The following is a 16,302-nucleotide window of genomic DNA, read 5'->3' as shown; positions in this document are numbered from 1 at the left end:
GACGTCTGGAGGCTCCCGGACGAGGCTACTCTTTCGGCCACGCCGCTCTCCTTGATCTTGAAGGGCGTGCGCCGATGAGACGCCGGGGCCGGCGCGCCGCCATGTGGCCGTGCGGAAGAACCCCGGTGGGGGAGGGGTCCCATGTCCGATCAACCGTCCGAGGCAGCCCGCCGGACCGAGGCGTCACCGCCGTCCGAGGGCGCCGGGGCATCCAGCACCGTGCCCGAGCCGGCCGACACGAGGTCCCCCAAGGATCCCGGCAGGCAGAAGCCGGCTCCCCAGGAGCCCGCGCAGCCATCAGCGGCAGTGCCGGCTCAGGATTCCGGCTCGGAACCGCCGGTGCGCCCGGCCTATCTCCACGCGCCGCCGCCCGCCGACCCCTGGCAGCGTCGCGCACAGAAGCCATCGCCCGGAGCGCTGTCCGGACTGCGGCCCTCTCCGCCGCCCGCGATCAGGGCCGCGACGCTCTGGTCGGTCCTTGCTACGGCCCTGCTCAGTGCACTGCTGCTCGGCGACGGGCTGGGACCGAACCTGTTGCTGGTCGCTGTGCCCGCGACCCTGGCAGCATTCTTCGCGGCGCAGGCGGCAGGTCGCAAGCTTCGCCCGTGGACCGTCACATGGGCGGTCGGAGGCCTGGCGCTCCTGGCGGTTCCGGCGCTCCGGGACGCGGGATGGCCCACCTTCCTCGCCGTGGTGTCAGCAGTCGCCCTGGGCTCGCTCGCGCTGCACGGCAGCCGAAGCTGGCTGGGGGTCCTGCTCGGATCGCTGGGGCTGTTCGACTCGGTTCCGGCGGGCCTGCGATGGGGTCTGCGCGGGGTACGCGACCGTGCCGACGATTCCAGGGGCCGTGTACGCATGGCGGTACGCAGCGCAGCGGTGGCCGCTGTTCTGCTCATCGTGTTCGGGGCGCTCTTCGCCAGCGCCGATGCAGCGTTCGCAGATCTTCTGGGCGACCTCCTGCCCGATCTGTCGCTCGGCGACGCGCCGTGGCGGGTCTTCCTTTTCGTGCTCGGGCTCGTCGGCGCCCTTGCTGCCGCGTACACCGCGGCAGCCCCGGTGCGCTGGGACGGCATCACCGTCCGCCCGGGACCCGCCCGCAGCAGGGTCGAGTGGGCGCTTCCGCTGATCGTGCTCAACCTGCTCTTCGCCGCCTTCATCGCGCTCCAGCTCGCCGTCCTGCTCGGCGGGTACGACAAGGTCATCGAGGAGACCGGACTGAACCCCGCCGAGTACGCACGCCAGGGGTTCTGGCAGCTGCTCTGGGCCACGGTCCTCACCCTTCTCGTCATCGCACTCGCCCTGCGTTGGGCCCCGAGGGGCGGGGCGAGCGACCGGACCCTGGTCAGGGGCGTCCTCGGTGTCCTGTGCGTGCTCACACTTGTCGTCGTCGCCTCCGCGCTGCGCCGCATGGACCTTTACGTGTACGCCTTCGGCCTGACCCGCCTGCGGATTTCCGTCGCTGCGGTAGAACTCTGGCTCGGTGTGGTGCTGGTCCTCATCCTCGCGGCGGGCGTGTTCGGCGCCAGGCTGCTGCCGCGCGCGGTCGCTGTGAGCGCCGCCGCCGGCGTGCTCGCCTTCGGGCTTCTCTCGCCCGACGGGCTGATCGCGGAGCAGAGCCTCGAGCGCTACCACAACGACAAGAACATCGATATCGACTACCTCGGGGGCCTCTCCGCCGACGCCGTACCGGCCCTGGACAGACTTCCGGAGCCACTGAGGTCCTGCGCGCTGGAGAGGATCCAGCGCGGCCTCGAAACCTCGGACAGCCCGTGGTACGCCTCCAGCTGGGGCGAGGCCAGGGCTCGGGACATTCTTGAGGAGCGCGCAGTCCAGGACCGCGACAGCGAGTGTTACAAGCTCGGCAGCGAAACCAGTGAGCGGGGCTACGAGGAGGAGGACTCCTACGACCCGTACTGATTTTGCTCGCACCGCGCGGGCCGTCTCCCGGAGGAGCGGCCCGCACGGTGCGGTCCCGGGCGCGGATGAGCGGCGGCACCCGTGCTGTTCCGGGTGGATGAGCGGCCGTACCCGTGCTGTTCCGGGTGTGGATGAGCGGTCCGCACCGTACTGCCCGGCCCCGCTAGGCGCCGGGCCCCGCTGCTGCGGACTTCCCGCTCAGGGCTTCCAGGTCGCTCTTGCGTACCCGGATCACGAGCAGAGCGGTCAGCAGGGCGAGTGCGACCATGGCGACGGCCGCTGTGAAGGCCGTGGAGATGCCGTGGGTGAGTACGTCGTGTCCCCAGGGCGCCGGCAGCTCGCGCGTCCTGGCGAACTCCGCCTTCTGCTCGGGTGTCGCCTGTGCCATGAAGGACGGCAGCTGCTTCTCGGCTTCGTTGCGGCTGGCGGTGCCGAAGACGGTCACCAGGATGGACAGGCCCAGCGAACCTCCGACCTGCTGGCTCGCATTGAGAAGGCTCGACGCAGCTCCGGCCTCGTGCTGAGCGACGCCGGAGACCGCTGTCAGGGTCAGGGTGACGAAGTTCAGCCCCATGCCGAATCCGAACAGGAGCATCGGTCCGAGCACACCGCTCACATACGAACTGTCCGGTGAGATGAGGGTCTGCCAGAAGAGCCCGATCCCGGTGATCGCCGACCCGGTGACCATGAACGGTTTCGGCCCGAGCACCGGGAGCAGCCGCTGGGAGAGCCCCGCACCCGTGATGATCGCGACGGTGACGGGCAGGAACGCCAGACCCGACTCGATCGGGCTGTAGTCCAGGACGTTCTGAACGAACAGCACGATGAAGAAGAACATGCCGAACATGGCCGCGGCCAGACTGAGCATGATCATGTAGGTGCCGGAGCGGTTGCGGTCGGCGAACATCCGCAGCGGGGTGATCGGTTCCCTGGCGCGCGACTCGATGAGCACGAACGCGGCGAGAAGCACCACGGCGGCACCGAAGGACGACAGGGTCAGGGTGTCCCGCCAGCCCGCCTCCGAGGCGCGGATGAATCCGTACACCAGCGAAGCCATGCCGAGCGTCGAGGTCAGGGCCCCGGAGATGTCGAAGCGCCCCGGGTGTTTCTCCGACTCGTTGATGTACATCGGTGCCAGGACCGCGATCAGTACACCGATGGGAACGTTGACGAACAGGACCCAGCGCCAGTCGAGCCATTCGGTGAGCATGCCGCCGGTCAGCAGCCCGATCGCACCGCCGCCCGCCGAAACGGCGGCGAACACGCCGAACGCCCGGTTGCGTTCCGGTCCTTCGGGGAATGTGGTGGTGATCAGGGCGAGCGAGGTAGGCGACGCGATGGCGCCCCCGACACCCTGCAGCGCGCGTGCGGCCAGCAACTGCCAGGGCTCCTGGGCGAGTCCGCCGAGCAGTGAGGCGAGAGTGAAGAGAAGGATTCCGGTCATGAAGACCCGGCGACGCCCCAGGATGTCACCGGCCCTGCCGCCCAGCAGCAGCAGTCCGCCGAAGGTGAGCGTGTAGGAGCTCAGTACCCAGGAGAGGTCGGTCGTGGAGAAGCTGAGCGCGTCCTGGATATGCGGAAGCGCGATGTTGACGATCGTGGCATCGAGTACAACCATCAACTGACATGCGGCAATGACGGTGAGGGCGATCCCCGGACGCCCTTCCCGGCGCGCTGCGCCGGGTTTGCTCTGTGCTTCTAACTGAGATGTTGTCACTATGGATCCCCCACAAGTGAGTTAGTGAACGAAGGCGTTCACTGTCTCGCCAACGGTAGTGAGTCCCCATTAGTGAACGCAAGCGTTCACTGAAGCTGCTGTCGGCGCGATGCGATCGGGAGTGCTCGTCTTCGGTGCCGGGTCCGCTCAGGCCCGCGAACGATGTGCCCTTCCCTGTTCCGATGGAGAACTACTGATGACTTCTTCGCGTCCGACGGCCGCCGCCCGGCCCGGGCCGATGTCCTTGCGCCGCCGCCGCGGGCCGGTGCTGGAGCGGGCCATCCTCGACGCTGCGCTCGAGCAGCTGAGCACGGTGGGATGGGGCGGGCTGACGATGGAAGGTGTCGCGGCCGGCGCCCGGACCGGCAAGGCCGCGGTGTACCGGCGATGGCCCTCGAAGGAGGATCTGGTCGCTGATGCGCTGCGCGCCGGTCTGCCGACGCTGGACGAGGCGCCCGACCGGGGAGGAATCCGCGAGGACCTCTACGAGGTGTGCCGCAGAATGCGCGACGCGATGCTGTCAGGACCCGGCATCGCCCTGAGGTCGGTACTTCACGAGTGCGACGTACACGCTGCTGAGCGGTTTCAGACGGTGATTGTGAACGGCATGATCGAACCCTCGACCGAGCTCTTTCGGGAGATCGTTCGCCGTGGTGTCGCCCGGGGTGAGGTGCGACCGGACGCCATGAGCGGGATGGTGTTCGACGTGATTCCGGCGATGATGATGTACCGCACCAAGGTGAGCGGAAGCGAATGGCCGGACGACGAGATCGCTCAGATGATCGACCAGGTCATGGTGCCGCTGTTCCGCTCCTGACGTAGTCGGCGGATACCCGGCCGCGGCGTCCGCCCCTTGCCCGGCCGAGGCCGGGTGCCTGCCCGACCGCTGTCCGGGGGCCCCGGGGTGTTCTTGCCGTGCCCATCGGCGTACCCTGGCAGGCGCCATGCCGTACGAACCACCCACGCACACCGTCGAGCGCTCACTGCGCGCTACCTCCGGTGCCAGGACCGTCGCAGGTGTCGATGAGGTCGGACGCGGAGCGTGGGCCGGCCCCGTCACCGTGTGCGCGGCCGTCACCGGTCTCCGCAGACCCCCCGAGGGCCTCACCGACTCCAAGCTGATCAGCCCCAAGCGCCGGGCGGAGCTGGCCCCACTGCTCGAGGGCTGGGTCACGGCCTACGGGCTGGGGCACGCGTCGCCACTGGAGATCGACGATCTCGGCATGACCGCGGCGCTCCGTCTTGCGGCGGTCAGGGCCCTCGACGAGCTGCCGGTGCGTCCCGATGCCGTGATTCTCGACGGTAAGCACGACTACCTCGGAGCGCCCTGGAACGTCCGTACGGTGATCAAGGGTGACCAGTCCTGCATCGCTGTCGCTGCGGCGTCGGTGATCGCGAAGGTCCGCCGGGACACGATGATGGCCGAATTGGGGGCGGAATCAGGCGAGTACGCAGACTTCGCCTTCGCCGCCAACGCGGGTTATCCGTCACCGGTGCACCGGGCCGTGCTGGCGGAGAGGGGGCCCACGCCTCACCACCGTCTCAGCTGGGCCTACCTCGACGCGCTGCCGAGGTGGCAGCACCTGAAGAAGGTCCGATTCTCCGCCGAGGCGGCTGCACTGGAAAGCGGGGGCCAGCTCGGCTTCGACTTCTGATCGCACAGACGTATCCACCCGGCGTGCCGCCGGTGTTCGACAGACAACCATTCAAGCCTCTTATCCCGAGGAGCCTCAGATTCCCGAGAGCGTCCAGGGTCCCCGCGTCACTCCGGCCGCCGGCCGCACCGCGCCGACCCCCCGTCCCGTACCTGGTCCGCGTTCCGCGGCCACGCCGCGTCCCGGGCACCCGGGCCCCGGCCCTGCGCGGCCCGCGCCCCCGGCGCGGCGCCCGCACCCCACACCCACGTCTCCCGCTGCCCCGGCCGAGGCGAAGCAGCCGGAGAATCGTTCCGCGGCGCAGTTCCAGCTGATCCCGGCCCCGGTCGGCGGCGCACTCGACGCAGCCGACGAGGCCGTCGATCTGCTGCTGGACTCCGGACGGGCACCCGGCGACATCCTGGTGCTCACCACCGGTGAGAACCACCCCTGGGCCGCGCACGAACTCTCCTTCGGAGAGGCCGCGTACTGGGCACAGCACGATGCCGGTGACGATGTCTTCTTCGCCCACACGGCGTCTACCGGCCGCTGTTCTTCCCGTCCCGTGGTCATCGTCGCCGTCAACGAGGACGTCGATGAGGGTGTCGCCCGGGCTCTGTCCGTCGCTCGGGAGCGCGCAGACGCGCTGCTGATCGTGTGCGGAGACCCGCAGAAGATCAACTCCGAGCTCGGTGCGGGCGTCTGAGCCGTACGCGCGTGGGTCCCGATGGTCCGTAAGGGCTCTCGGGACCCACGTTCCGTTTCACCGGGCGGCAGTCCGCCTCAGCGCCTCCGCTGCTCCGCCGCCCGTGCGCAACGGGACGGGATCATGACCGGTGGATGTGTCGGCGAGAGCTGACGGCGGGGACAGCGAACCGGGACGGCGGCCGCCCCGGCCCTCGCCCAGGACCTGCCAGCCTCCACGCGTCAGGGTGATGTACGCCCCGCAGCGAAGGCCGTGCAGCGTGCAGGCATCCCGCAGCCCCCACATCCACGCCCCGTCCTCCTCCGTCCACCGTTCGTCACCCTCGCGGCAGTAGAGCAGCACAGCGGTACGCACCGGGGTGCGGCGGCGCAGATCGTGCGGGATGACGCGGCGGAGATGGGCGAGCAACGCATTACGGAACTCCCATCCGTCCGCGGTCACCGAGGTGCGCCGGGCGAACGAGGCACTGGCCGTGAGCCGTTCCTCATGGTCGAGGACGGCCACGACAGCGGTGGCCGGGGTCGGCCGGTGCCGCGCATGCAGGCCACTGACGACCTCGCGCGGACTGCGCAGCAGGGGTATGCCGGCCGCCGCCCACTCGGCCGGTTCGAGCATCCTGGCAAGGTGGTTGACGGAGTCTGCGGATACCGGGGACGCCGACAGCGACGTGGCTGCGGACGGAGCGAATCCGAAGGTCACGGTCCTCCCTTCGCTACGCGCCCACGGTGCGGGCAGGGTCGAATGAGGGCGCGCCGCGGCACAGCCCTTGCGGGCCCGCGAAAGGACCGTGCGGGGAGCGAGTCCAATTCTTCCTGTCGTATCGGCAGGCGGCAACGAGCAATTGATGAGCCTGACGGGTATCGGACGGAATGGCACGGATATCCCTGCCCACACGGCACCGGATGAAGCCTCCGGTCACGCCTGGATGGCGAGGACCAGCGGGAACACACCCTCTGCGCCGGCCCGGCGGAGCAGCCGAGCCGCTACGGCGAGCGTCCAGCCGGTGTCGGAGAGGTCATCCACGAGCAGGACGGGGCCCTTTGCGGCTGCCAGCGCCTCGGCGAGAGGAGGTTCGACGACGAGCGCCTCGTGCAGGGCCCTCACCCGCTGTGCACTGTTGGTCTGCGAGATGCGCAGGTCCTCGGCTCCAGGCGCGTAGGTGACGGTACCCAGCAGGGGCATCCGGCCGACCTCGGCGATACGGCTGCCGAGGGAGTGCACCAGCTGCGGCCTGCGGCGCGAGGCGACCGTGACGACGCCGACGGGTCTGGCAGCGGCGTCCGGGGCCCCGGAAGCCCAACCACCGGGCCCTTTGGCCCAATCGGTGATGACTGTGACCACCGCGTTCGACACATCGTCCGGAACGGCGGTGTCCTGGGCCTGTGCCGCGAGCATCGGGCGGAGCCTGTTGCCCCAGCCGATGTCGGAGAGCCGTCCGAGCGCGCGTCCGGTGAAGGACAGCTCTCCCGCCGGGATTCGGCCTTTGAGGTCGACCCCGACCGCAGCCAGCCCCGTGGGCCACATCTTGCGGGGGTCCACCTCCACGCCTGGCCGGCCGAGTTCGCCCCGCGCACCATCGAGCGCCGCGGTGGAGACCTTGTCGTCGAACCGGGCGCCTGCGCAGTTGTCACAGCGTCCGCACGCCGTGGCCTCCTCGTCGTCCAGCTGGCGCCGGAGGAACTCCATGCGGCAGCCGGTCCCCGAGGCGTAGTCGCGCATGGCCTGCTGCTCGGCGGACCGCTGACCGGCGACCCAGGCGTAGCGCTCGGAATCGTAGATCCACGGTTCCCCCGTGGAGATCCAGCCGCCCTTGACCCGCTTCACCGCGCCGTCGACATCCAGCACCTTGAGCATGGTTTCGAGACGGGTGCGCCGCAGATCGACCAGGGGCTCCATGGCGGGCAACGAGAGAGGCCGGCCGGCCTGGGCGAGGACATCGAGTGTCCGGCGCACCTGCTCCTCGGGAGGGAAGGCGACCGAGGCGAAGTACTGCCAGATGGCCTCGTCCTCCTTGCCCGGGAGCAGCAGCACTTCGGCATGCTCGACGCCACGCCCCGCGCGTCCCACCTGCTGGTAGTAGGCGATGGGGGAGGACGGCGACCCCAGGTGCACGACGAATCCGAGGTCGGGTTTGTCGAATCCCATACCGAGTGCCGATGTGGCGACCAGGGCCTTTACCCGGTTGGCCAGCAGATCGTCCTCCGCCTGTTGCCGGTCGGCGTTCTCGGTTCGGCCGGTGTACGACGCGACCGTGTGCCCGCCCTGGCGCAGATAGGCCGTGATCTCCTCGGCGGCCGCGACTGTGAGCGTATAGATGATGCCGGAGCCGGGAAGCTCCCCGAGATGGTCGCCCAGCCACGCCAGACGATGCGCGGCATTGGGCAGTTGGAGCACGCTGAGACTGAGGCTCTCCCGGTCCAGCGGGCCACGCAGGACCAGTGCGTCCGTGCCGGCGCCCGTTCCGAGCTGCTCCGCGACGTCCGCGGTCACGCGGGCATTGGCCGTGGCCGTCGTGGCGAGGACGGGGACGCCTGCGGGCAGGTCGGCGAGCATGGTCCGCAGGCGCCGGTAGTCCGGCCGGAAATCGTGCCCCCAGTCGGAGATGCAGTGCGCCTCGTCCACCACGAGCAGACCCGTCGCAGCGGCGAGTGCCGGCAGCACCTGGTCACGGAAGTCGGGGTTGTTGAGCCGCTCGGGACTGACGAGCAGCACGTCCACCTCGCCCGCCGCGACCTCTGCCTGGACTGTCTCCCACTCCTCGGTGTTCGACGAATTGATCGTGCGGGCGCTGATTCCGGCCCTGGCCGCTGCCGCGACCTGGTTGCGCATCAGCGCGAGCAGGGGGGAGACGATCACCGTCGGGCCGCTGCCCTGCGCGCGCAGCAGCGAGGTTGCCACGAAGTACACAGCGGATTTTCCCCATCCCGTCCGCTGTACGACCAGGGCCCTGCGTTTGTCGGCGACGAGGGCCTCGATGGCCCGCCACTGGTCCTCGCGCAGGCGGGCAGCGCCGGTGGCGTCCCCGACGAGGCGGGCAAGTACGGAATCGGCCGAGGCTCTGAGCTCTGCGCGGTCTGCGTTGGTCATGCCCCCATGCAACCCGATGCCTACGACAAACCGCGAACGACCGTGCGGTGCCTGTGGATAAAGTTATCCACAGGGGTCGCGGAATTCGGTGGCCCGCGGGACCGTCGTGCCATGAACAAGCACCACGAATCCACCGGACCGGCCGACGAACAGCAGATCACCCTGCGCGGTCCCGCCGAGCTTGCCGACGCCCTGCCGTACCTCATGGGCTTCCACCCGAACGACAGTGTGGTCATGGTGGCCCTCCACGGCGGGCGGGGCCGCTTCGGAGGGCGGCTCAGGCTGGGCATTCCGCAGTCGCCGAAGGAATGGGCACCGGTCGCGGACCAGCTTGCCCAGTGCCTGATCTCGGGCAGCGAGCGGCGTGACACGCGTCCGGACGCGATCGTCGTCTTTCTCTGCCAGGATCCTGCCGACGGAGAGAGCGGCAACCAGGCCATGGAGCGGTTGCGGCCCTTCGCGCAGCGGCTGCGCACGGCCTGCGGGGCGCTCGATGTTCCCGTGCTGGAAGCGCTCTGTATCTCCGACGGCCGCTACTGGTCCTACTGCTGCCCCGATGGGCGGTGCTGCCCGGCGGAGGGGAATCCACTGGCGCTTCCGGGTACGACGGTGATGGCAGCTGCAGCCGCCTACGCCGGCATTCAGGTGCGCGGTTCGCTGCGGGAGATGGAGGCGCGGCTCTCGCCATGGGATTCCGCGGCAGCGGCTGCGGCGGAACAGGAGCGGGCACTGGACTCCGCGGGGGCTGTGCTCATGGCCAGGATCCTCGACACCGGGGGACGGCGTGAGGTGGCGGGAGAGACGCTGACACTCGCGCGTGCCCTCATGGAACGCCTCGAAGGGACGCCGGCGGCCACTCCGTCGGACGCAGACATCTGTGATGACCGTTTGATCAGCTCGGACGAGGCCGCCGCTGTGATTCTCGGCCTTCAGGACAGGGAGACCCGGGACAAGGCGGCTGAGTGGATGGAAGGCAGAGAGGCCGAAACCGCACTTCGGCTGTGGCGGGCATTGGCCCGTCGATGTGTCGGCCCGTATGTCGAGCACGCCGCTGCGCCGCTCGCGCTGGCAGGCTGGGTCTCCTGGTCCTCGGGCGATGAACCGGGCGCCAGGGTGGCGCTGGGGCTCGCGCTTCAGGCCGACCCGGACTACACCTTCGCCCAGCTGCTGCACCAGGCGTGCAATGAAGGCCTGGACCCGGAGACATTGCGCCGGTGTCTTCGTGGCGAGCGCAGGGTGCGCTCGGGGCGGGGTGGCGGCCGTAGCGCCGGTGGACAGGGCGCGCGGCGTACGGAGCGACGCACGCAGCTGCAGCAGGCGCGCACCTCGGCCGCGCGGCGCAGGAGGGCGTCCCCCGGTTCCTCGCGCCCCGGTTTGGCGGCATCCCGGCGGCGGGTCCGGGACCTTCAGCGGCAGGACCGGCGTGACACCAGGGGCGGCCGTTGACAGACGGCGCCCCGTCGGGCCGGGCGGGCAGGTCCGGGGCGGTTGGCGAGGCCGACAAGAGTGCCGAGGGCCGGTCGGTCCGGGAACCGGCCGACTGCACGCGAATGCCGAGCCGGGCGACGGCAGGGACGGAGGCCGGCATGGCGAAGGGACTGTTTATCGTCAGGCAGACGACTATGATCGCGACATGCCGCCCTACGACCCGTCGACCTTTCCGCCCTTCGCTGTCACCGTCGACCTGGTTGTGCTCACGGTGCGCCGCCACGCGCTCTGTGCGCTGGTGGTACGCCGCGGCGAGCCGCCTTTCCAGGGCAGGTGGGCGCTACCCGGCGGATTCGTCAGAGCCGATGAGGATCTGGCTGGAGCGGCAGCACGTGAACTCGTCGAGGAGACCGGGCTCTGCGCACACGATCCGGCAGTCCCCGCTGTCGGAAACGGCGCTCACCTGGAGCAGCTGGCCACTTACGGAGATCCGGGGCGCGACCCCCGGATGAGGGTCGTCAGTGTCGCGCACCTCGCACTGGCACCGGACCTTCCCGCGCCTCGTGCAGGTGGTGACGCGAACAGTGCACGCTGGGCGCCGGTCGAGGATCTGCTCGGTCCTGAAGGAGGCTTCGGCCGTGAGGGCGAGCAGTCCGCGCCGCTTGCCTTCGATCACGCCCGAATTCTTGACGACGGGGTGGAGCGGGCCCGTTCCAAGATCGAGTATTCCTCGCTGGCCACGGCGTTCTGCCCGCCCGAGTTCACCGTCGGTGAGCTGCGCCGGGTATACGAAGCGGTGTGGGGTGTGGTCCTGGATCCTCGCAACTTCCACCGCAAGGTCACTGGCACGCCCGGTTTCCTGGTTCCCTCCGGAGGGACGACCACCCGCCAGGGCGGCCGCCCCGCGCAACTGTTCCGGGCCGGCGCGGCCACCGTGCTCAATCCCCCGATGCTGAGGCCCGAGGTCTGACGGCGCGGACGTGTGAAGTCCGGGCCTACGGAGCGCCCGCCGTCTCACTGCTGCACCAAAAGTCTGAAATGTCGCGTTATCTTGCAGGGGTAACCCACCCTGCCGCTGAGCGGTCTCACCCTCCGCGAGAGAAGCGATGCTCCAGGCCATCGGACTCACAAGCACCCCCCGCCGCGACCTTCCCCCCGCCGTGGGCGACCTGACCTTCGAAGCCCCGCCCGGCCGCGTCACCGTACTTCTCGGCGCTCCGGGCTCCGGCAAGACCACCGCTCTGCGGCTGATGCTCGAGCTCGAATCCGGGCGGGGTGTCACCTATTTCCGCGGTCGCCCCCTGCATCGCATGGGCCATCCCGCCCGCGAGGTCGGTGTGCTGCTCGGCGACGTACCGGGCCATCCCGCGCGTACGGCCCGCGGGCAGCTCCGTATGCTCTGCGCCGCAGCCGGCGTCCCCGCGTCGCGAGCCGACGACCTGCTCGACGTCGTCGGTCTCGCCGGGCTGGGAGACCAGCGCCTCGGCACGCTCTCGGCCGGTATGGACCGTCGGCTCGGCCTCGCGTCGGCGCTGCTCGGCGACCCGCACACGCTCGTACTCGACGAACCCGCCATGGGCCTTTCCCCTCGGGAGAGGAGCTGGATGCACGGGCTGCTCCGCGCACACGCGACCGAGGGCGGAACCGTTCTGCACACCACCAGCGATCCCAAGGAGGCCGCTCGCACCGCCGACCGGGTCGTGACCATCGATGACGGGCGCCTCGTCGCCGACCAGGACGTCGCCGACTTCTCCCGCACCAGGCTCCGTCCCCGCGTCGCTGTACGGACTCCGCACGCGGCCAGGCTGGCCGCGGTGGTCAGGCGTGAGGCAAGAGCCGCGCAGCGATCCGTCGAGGTGGTTGCCGAGGCGGGCAGCCGGCTGTCGGTGTACGGCAGCAGCTGTGCGGAGATCGGTGACACGGCCTACCGGCACGGCGTCCCCGTGCACCAACTCGCCGACGAGACCGGGGACACGGGACCGGTGCCTGCTCCCGCCACCGGTCCCGGTGTACGAGCCGCACCGAGGCCCGCCTCGTCCGTGGCCATTTCGGAGCTCCCTCCTCCGATCCCCGTACGTCCCGCCCATGGCCCCCTACGGCCCTTGCGCTACGAACTGCGCCGCCTCCTGGGCGTCAGGACAACGGCCATGATCATGGCGGCCGTTCTGGTTGTCTCCGTGGGGCTCTCCGTTCTCATGGCCCGTTCGGGCCGGACGCCTCTGCCTGATCTGCTGGTTGCCTGGCCGGACCTGCTGCCTCTTCCTCCCGCCGCGTTCGGTGCCGGTCTGCTCGGCGCGCTGTCCTTCGGCGATGAGTTCCGCTACCCGGCACTTGCAGCGGGGCGTGGGACTGTCCCGCGCCGCCTCGGCCTCCTGGTCGCCAAGCTGGCTGTCTCTGCAGGCGTGGCGCTGTTTCTGGCCACGGCGTCCGTACTCGCGGACGCCGAGGCCCTGCGCCTCGTCTACGGCGGCGACTTGGTCGAGGTCCCGGCAAATGCCGCGCCGCTGGCAGCGAGTTGGGTGGGTCTGACGGTCGGCTGCGCCTGGGCCGGGCTGCTGGCGGCTGGTGTCTTCCGCCTGACGGGCGCCGGAGTTGCCGCAGTCCTCGCTGTTCCTGTCCTTGTCGTTCCACTCGTGCGGTGGCTGCTCTCGGGTCCGTCAGCCCGTTCGATCGCCGGACTCCCGGGCAGGCTGCGGGAGCTCGCCTGGCTGCAATGGCCCTACGAAACGGACAGGTGGGCGATGGCCGCTGTGCGAGTGGTGACCCAGCCCGTGGGAGTGGCGCTTTCCCTGTCGTTGTCAGCCCTCATCTGCGCGTATGTGTTCACCAGCTTTCGAGGAAGGGCCCGTTGGTGATCGCATTGATTCGTCTTGAGGGCGGGGTGCTGGCAACTCTCCCGAAAACGTGCGATTTTTGCTGATAAGGCGTCAATTGCGGGGTGGGTGCCGATCACCCTTTCGTGTGCTTTTCACCAAAGACCTCAAGGGTCGGCTGAGCCACGCCGACAAAGGATGCGTGAGTACCCTTGCGCACACCATGATGACCGCCGCCCGCTCCGCCGACTCCGGCCTCGCCGGCCCGGGCGAACTCGATCGATACCCCTACGGGGAGGCGCCGGCCGGCGAGCGCGCCGCGCTGCGTTCCTGGGGCGGTGCCGATTCCGAATTCGGGCGGGCGAGCCGGCGCGGCACGGCCAGCCGGGGCCGTGGACTCCACGGCCAACTGGTCCAGCAGCTGGGCCAGATGATCGTTTCCGGCGACCTCGGTGCCGACCGGCCGCTCGTTCCGGAGGAGATCGGTCAGCGATTCGAGGTCTCCCGCACCGTTGTGAGGGAGTCCCTGCGCGTTCTCGAGGCCAAGGGGCTGGTCAGTGCCCGGCCCAATGTGGGCACCCGCGTCCGGCCGGTCAGTGACTGGAATCTTCTGGACCCCGACATCATCGAATGGCGGGCCTTCGGTCCTCAGCGCGATGACCAGCGCCGGGAGCTGGCCGAGCTCCGCTGGACGATCGAGCCGCTGGCTGCCCGGCTGGCCGCCGGTCATGGGCGTGAGGACATCCAGCAGCGGCTCGGCGACATGATCGAGATCATGGGGCATGCGATGGGGCAGGGAGACGGAATCACCTTCTCCCGGGCCGATGCGGAGTTCCACTCCCTCCTCATCCAGGCGGCGGGCAATCGCATGCTCGAGCACCTTTCCGGGATCGTCTCGGCGGCTCTCCAGGTCTCGGGTGGCCCTGTCACGGGCTGTGACCGGCCCGGTGAGGTATCGCTCGGTCACCATGCGCGCATCGTCGAGGCTCTCGCGGCGGGTGACTCCGCCGGTGCCGAAACGGCCATGCGGCAGTTGCTCGTCGTCCATGTGGAGCGGGCGGTTCCCGCGCCGCGCGAGCACTGACCGCCGTACTGCCGGGGTATGAGAACCGTATGCCGTCGGCCCCTCACGGGCCGGCGGCATAATTATACGGAGATATCACCTCTGGTTACGTTTGTCGGTAATGAGGTGTGACTCGGGCCACGCGGATTGGGCGTAACACTCCTCGAAACAGTGCGATGACTTAAGAGGTGACCGCCGCGGAAGGAATACAGCAGCCACGTAGTGCGCTGTGCAGTTCTGAGGCCAAACCCGCGCCGTCGGCAACATCCCCAGCCGCCGGTCGTCGGTTCCAGCCCTCTCCAGGGCCGGGCCGGAAGCCGTTTCCATCGTTCCGAGAGGTTGTTCGTGTCGGCCAGCACATCCCGTACGCTCCCGCCGGAGATCGCCGAGTCCGAGTCTGTGATGGCGCTCATCGAGCGGGGAAAGGCTGATGGGCAGATCGCCGGCGATGACGTGCGTCGGGCCTTCGAGGCTGACCAGATTCCGCCAACCCAGTGGAAGAATGTTCTGCGCAGCCTCAACCAGATCCTCGAGGAAGAGGGTGTGACGCTGATGGTCAGTGCCGCGGAGTCGCCGAAGCGCGCCCGCAAGAGCGTCGCAGCGAAGAGCCCGGTCAAGCGCACCGCCACCAAGACTGTCGCCGCCAAGACTGCCGTGACGCGGACCGTCGCGGCCCACGCCGCCTCGGCGGCCGAAGGCGTGGACGCGGCGGCTGACGACGCTGCCGCGGCCGCTCCTGCGAAGAAGGCTGCCGCCAAGAAGACAGCGGCCAAGAAGACCGCCGCGAAGAAGACCGTGGCCAAGAAGACAGCGGCGAAGAAGGCCGGCAAGCAGGACGAGGAACTCCTCGACGGCGACGAGGCGGCCGAGGAAGTCAAGGCCGCCAAGGGCGAGGAAGAGGAGGGCGAGGGCGAGAACAAGGGCTTCGTCCTCTCCGACGACGACGAGGACGACGCACCTGCCCAGCAGGTTGCCGTCGCCGGCGCCACTGCCGACCCGGTCAAGGACTACCTGAAGCAGATCGGCAAGGTTCCCCTCCTCAATGCCGAGCAGGAGGTCGAGCTCGCCAAGCGCATCGAGGCGGGTCTCTTCGCCGAGGACAAGCTGGCGAATTCCGACAAGCTCGCGCCGAAACTCAAGCGTGAACTGGAGATCATCGCCGAGGACGGCCGCAGGGCCAAGAACCACCTGCTGGAGGCCAACCTCCGGCTCGTGGTCTCGCTGGCCAAGCGCTACACCGGCCGCGGCATGCTCTTCCTGGACCTCATCCAGGAGGGCAACCTCGGTCTGATCCGCGCGGTCGAGAAGTTCGACTACACCAAGGGCTACAAGTTCTCCACGTACGCCACCTGGTGGATCCGTCAGGCGATCACCCGCGCCATGGCCGACCAGGCCCGCACCATCCGTATCCCGGTGCACATGGTCGAGGTCATCAACAAGCTCGCGCGGGTGCAGCGTCAGATGCTCCAGGACCTGGGCCGTGAGCCCACCCCGGAGGAGCTGGCCAAGGAGCTCGACATGACCCCTGAGAAGGTCATCGAGGTCCAGAAGTACGGTCGTGAGCCGATCTCTCTCCACACCCCGCTGGGTGAGGACGGCGACAGCGAGTTCGGAGATCTGATCGAGGACTCCGAGGCGGTCGTGCCGGCCGACGCGGTCAGCTTCACGCTGCTCCAGGAGCAGCTCCACTCCGTGCTCGACACGCTCTCCGAGCGTGAGGCGGGCGTGGTGTCGATGCGCTTCGGTCTCACCGACGGCCAGCCGAAGACACTGGACGAGATCGGCAAGGTCTATGGCGTGACGCGCGAGCGCATCCGTCAGATCGAGTCGAAGACGATGTCGAAGCTGCGCCACCCGTCGCGTTCCCAGGTGCTGCGCGACTACCTCGACTAGATCGCGGACAGACACAGGCGTGGGGCCCGGAACCTCTTCAGGTT

Annotated in this window: 12 protein-coding genes; 9 read left to right on the top strand and 3 right to left on the bottom strand. The window is 69.3% G+C overall.

The annotated features are described in order from the left end of the window. The first annotated feature begins 141 nt into the window (after positions 1–141). Positions 142–1,917: a DUF4153 domain-containing protein gene (locus tag ACFWBQ_RS34995; RefSeq protein WP_385506770.1), complete on the top strand. Its 1,776-nt coding sequence runs from the start codon at positions 142–144 to the stop codon at positions 1,915–1,917. 163 nt (positions 1,918–2,080) lie between these two features. Here ACFWBQ_RS34995 and ACFWBQ_RS34990 read toward each other — a convergent pair whose 3' ends face one another. Further along, complete coding sequence (locus ACFWBQ_RS34990) at positions 2,081–3,634, bottom strand: MFS transporter (RefSeq protein ID WP_385506768.1); 1,554 nt, start codon at positions 3,632–3,634, stop codon at positions 2,081–2,083. 196 nt (positions 3,635–3,830) lie between these two features. Here ACFWBQ_RS34990 and ACFWBQ_RS34985 point away from each other — a divergent pair, with 196 nt between their 5' ends. The 3 genes from ACFWBQ_RS34985 (at position 3,831) to ACFWBQ_RS34975 (ending at position 5,974) form a co-directional block, all read left to right on the top strand. Next, complete coding sequence (locus ACFWBQ_RS34985) at positions 3,831–4,451, top strand: TetR/AcrR family transcriptional regulator (protein ID WP_385506766.1); 621 nt, start codon at positions 3,831–3,833, stop codon at positions 4,449–4,451. 127 nt (positions 4,452–4,578) lie between these two features. Beyond that, positions 4,579–5,289, top strand: coding sequence for a ribonuclease HII (locus tag ACFWBQ_RS34980; protein WP_385506762.1), 711 nt, complete (start codon positions 4,579–4,581; stop codon positions 5,287–5,289). A 49-nt stretch (positions 5,290–5,338) separates the two neighbouring features. Further along, complete coding sequence (locus ACFWBQ_RS34975; RefSeq protein WP_385506852.1) at positions 5,339–5,974, top strand: hypothetical protein; 636 nt, start codon at positions 5,339–5,341, stop codon at positions 5,972–5,974. A 57-nt stretch (positions 5,975–6,031) separates the two neighbouring features. Here the strand turns inward: ACFWBQ_RS34975 and ACFWBQ_RS34970 are convergent, their stop codons facing one another. Together ACFWBQ_RS34970 and ACFWBQ_RS34965 are read right to left on the bottom strand one after the other, a co-directional pair. After that, positions 6,032–6,673 (bottom strand): hypothetical protein, encoded by a 642-nt coding sequence (locus ACFWBQ_RS34970; protein ID WP_385506760.1) that lies wholly within the window; start codon positions 6,671–6,673, stop codon positions 6,032–6,034. Positions 6,674–6,889: 216 nt separating this feature from the next. Beyond that, positions 6,890–9,061, bottom strand: a complete 2,172-nt coding sequence (locus ACFWBQ_RS34965) for a RecQ family ATP-dependent DNA helicase (RefSeq protein WP_385506759.1) — start codon at positions 9,059–9,061, stop codon at positions 6,890–6,892. A 111-nt stretch (positions 9,062–9,172) separates the two neighbouring features. On the opposite strand from ACFWBQ_RS34965, the gene ACFWBQ_RS34960 reads away from it, so the two are divergent. The 5 genes from ACFWBQ_RS34960 to ACFWBQ_RS34940 all read left to right on the top strand — a co-directional run bounded on the left by ACFWBQ_RS34960 (position 9,173) and on the right by ACFWBQ_RS34940 (position 16,258). Further along, positions 9,173–10,507, top strand: a complete 1,335-nt coding sequence (locus ACFWBQ_RS34960; protein ID WP_385506757.1) for a DUF4192 domain-containing protein — start codon at positions 9,173–9,175, stop codon at positions 10,505–10,507. A gap of 187 nt (positions 10,508–10,694) precedes the next feature. After that, the gene (locus ACFWBQ_RS34955; RefSeq protein ID WP_385506756.1) at positions 10,695–11,459 is read left to right on the top strand and encodes an NUDIX domain-containing protein; all 765 of its coding nucleotides are present in this window, start codon (positions 10,695–10,697) and stop codon (positions 11,457–11,459) included. A 136-nt stretch (positions 11,460–11,595) separates the two neighbouring features. Further along, the gene (locus ACFWBQ_RS34950) at positions 11,596–13,344 is read left to right on the top strand and encodes an ATP-binding cassette domain-containing protein (protein ID WP_385506753.1); all 1,749 of its coding nucleotides are present in this window, start codon (positions 11,596–11,598) and stop codon (positions 13,342–13,344) included. A gap of 160 nt (positions 13,345–13,504) precedes the next feature. Beyond that, the gene (locus ACFWBQ_RS34945; RefSeq protein WP_385506752.1) at positions 13,505–14,386 is read left to right on the top strand and encodes a FadR/GntR family transcriptional regulator; all 882 of its coding nucleotides are present in this window, start codon (positions 13,505–13,507) and stop codon (positions 14,384–14,386) included. A gap of 324 nt (positions 14,387–14,710) precedes the next feature. Further along, entirely contained in the window at positions 14,711–16,258 is a 1,548-nt protein-coding gene (locus ACFWBQ_RS34940) for an RNA polymerase sigma factor (protein ID WP_385506751.1), read from the top strand. Positions 16,259–16,302: the final 44 nt, after the last annotated feature.

It is taken from the genome of Streptomyces sp. NPDC060035 (assembly GCF_042736635.1).
Taxonomy (GTDB): domain Bacteria; phylum Actinomycetota; class Actinomycetes; order Streptomycetales; family Streptomycetaceae; genus Streptomyces.
Note: the sequence above shows the minus strand (reverse complement) of the source record. Positions and strands in the feature narration are given on the sequence as shown.